Source organism: Sphingobacterium haloxyli (assembly GCF_002980525.1).
In the GTDB taxonomy this organism is placed as follows: Bacteria; Bacteroidota; Bacteroidia; order Sphingobacteriales; family Sphingobacteriaceae; genus Sphingobacterium; species Sphingobacterium haloxyli.
Map to the genome: position 1 here is coordinate 1 of NZ_PVBQ01000038.1, position 2,163 is coordinate 2,163.

At 41.1% G+C, this 2,163-nt stretch carries 1 protein-coding gene; it reads right to left on the bottom strand.

The genetic code is table 11. The features are described from left to right. Positions 1–151 precede the first annotated feature (151 nt). Positions 152–1,936 (bottom strand): DEAD/DEAH box helicase, encoded by a 1,785-nt coding sequence (locus tag C5745_RS19820; protein ID WP_105718750.1) that lies wholly within the window; start codon positions 1,934–1,936, stop codon positions 152–154. Positions 1,937–2,163: the final 227 nt, after the last annotated feature.

Below are 2,163 nucleotides of genomic sequence, written 5' to 3' on the forward strand. Positions count from 1 at the left end.
ATAGGGATCAGAACGCTGATATACAACAGGATAGATGAATAAAATATCAACAAAAAATAGAAATAATGTGGAGAATAGTAGAAAATAAAAAAAGGCTGCTCAAAAATTACTTTTGAGACAGCCTCTTAACAATGATAAGAAATCGTAATGACTAATATCTAGAACGTGAAGCAGAGCGTTTACGTTCTCCTCTGAAACCTCCGGAATCCCGTCTGTCCCCTCTATGAGAAGAGCCACTTCCTCCACTTTTTCTATCTCTACGTCTTCCACCGCTGTCGCCACCTCTAGAGCGACCGCCTCCACGGCTGCTTTCTTCTCCTGATACTTCGACGCGAACCGAACGACCATTGTACTCTGTACCCTGAAATCCTTCAAAAACTTTGTTCACATCAGCATCTTGTACCTCGAAGAAAGTAAATACGCCTTTCATATCGATTTTCCCGACCGATTTTCCCGAAATATTTGCTGCGTCGCAAATAAGGCCAAGCATATCACCACGTGAAAACTCATCTACGGAACCAAGATTTATAAACAAACGAGTGTATCCGTTGGAAGCGGTTCTGCTTCTACGGTCTCCCCGTTCTTCACGATCTCCGTCTCTTTCGCGAGCATCAACGTTTAGATCTGGCGCATTTTGGTAATAGTCCAAGAAACGGTTAAACTCTAACGAAGCGAAACGCTTTATGATGTCTTCTTTTGACAAATCTTGCATGCTTTCCATAATACTTGGAAGGTATGGTGCAATTCGCTCCTCGTTGATGTCTACGTTGCGTATTTTGTCTGTCATGGCAAGGAGTTGTTTTTCAACTACTTCGCCAGCTTGAGGAACTTGTTTCTTTTCAAACTGTTTGCCTATGATTTTTTCGATGCGACGAATCTTTCCTAATTCTTTAACATTGATTAATGAAAGGGAAACACCAGTCTTTCCGGCGCGAGCCGTACGACCTGAACGGTGTGTGTAATTTTCAACTTCGTCGGGTAAGGAGAAGTTAATAACGTGTGTTACATCGTTCACATCAATACCCCGAGCTGCCACATCTGTTGCAATTAACAATTGCAAACTGCGATCACGATAACGCTTCATCACCTTGTCGCGTTGTTGTTGAGACAAATCTCCGTGCAACGAATCTGCGTTGTAGCCGTCTCTTACCAAAGCTTCCGCAATTTCTTGTGTTTCAATCTTTGTACGACAGAACACAATACCGAAAATTTCTGGATAATAGTCTACAATACGTTTGAACGCCGCATATTTGTCTCTAGCCTTTACAACATAATACTGGTGTTCAATGTTTACATTACCGGTGTTTTTCGTACCAACTGTAAGCTCATGAGGGTTGGTCATGTAGTTTTGTGCTATACGACGTACCTCTTTTGGCATAGTTGCTGAAAACAACCATGTTTTCTTTGTGTCGGGCGTTTCCGAAAGGATGTTGTTGATATCCTCTTGAAATCCCATGTTTAACATTTCATCTGCTTCGTCTAAAACAACATACTTCACATTGGAGAAGTCGATTGCTTTTCTGCCGATGATGTCCAACATACGTCCAGGGGTCGCTACGACAATCTGTACGCCTCGGCGAATTTGGCGTAATTGGTCAGAGATATTGGCGCCACCGTAAACGGCAACAACATGTACGTTGTCAACGTGTTTGGCGTATTTCTCTAAATCTTTTGCGATTTGTAAGCATAGCTCACGTGTAGGACATAATACTAAAGCCTGCGGATACTTCTGAGTAAAGTCGATTAACTCTAAAAGTGGAAGACCAAATGCCGCTGTCTTTCCTGTGCCGGTTTGGGCTAATCCGACAAAATCGTCGTTGCCAGTCAATAAAACAGGAATGGCTTTTTCCTGAATAGGAGATGGTTTCTCGAAACCCATCTCAGTGATGGCATTAACAACTTCATGACGGATCCCCAAGTCTAAAAATGGGTTCATGAAATAAATTATACAATAGGCTCTATTGCCTAAGGCGGTGCAAAGATAGGGATAATATTTGAAAACTAAAAATAGAAATTAAAAAAGTTGGGAGAAATGGAAAGAGGCTGTCTCAAAAGTAATTTTTGAGCAGCCTTTTTTTATTTTCTACTATTCTCCACATTATTTCTATTTTTTGTTGATATTTTATTCATCTATCCTGTTGTATATCAGCGTTCTGATCCCTA

Excerpts from the sequence above, each read along its gene's own strand:
- C5745_RS19820 (WP_105718750.1), bottom strand. The coding sequence starts at position 1,936 with ATGAACCCATTTTTAGACTTGGGGATCCGTCATGAAGTTGTTAATGCC.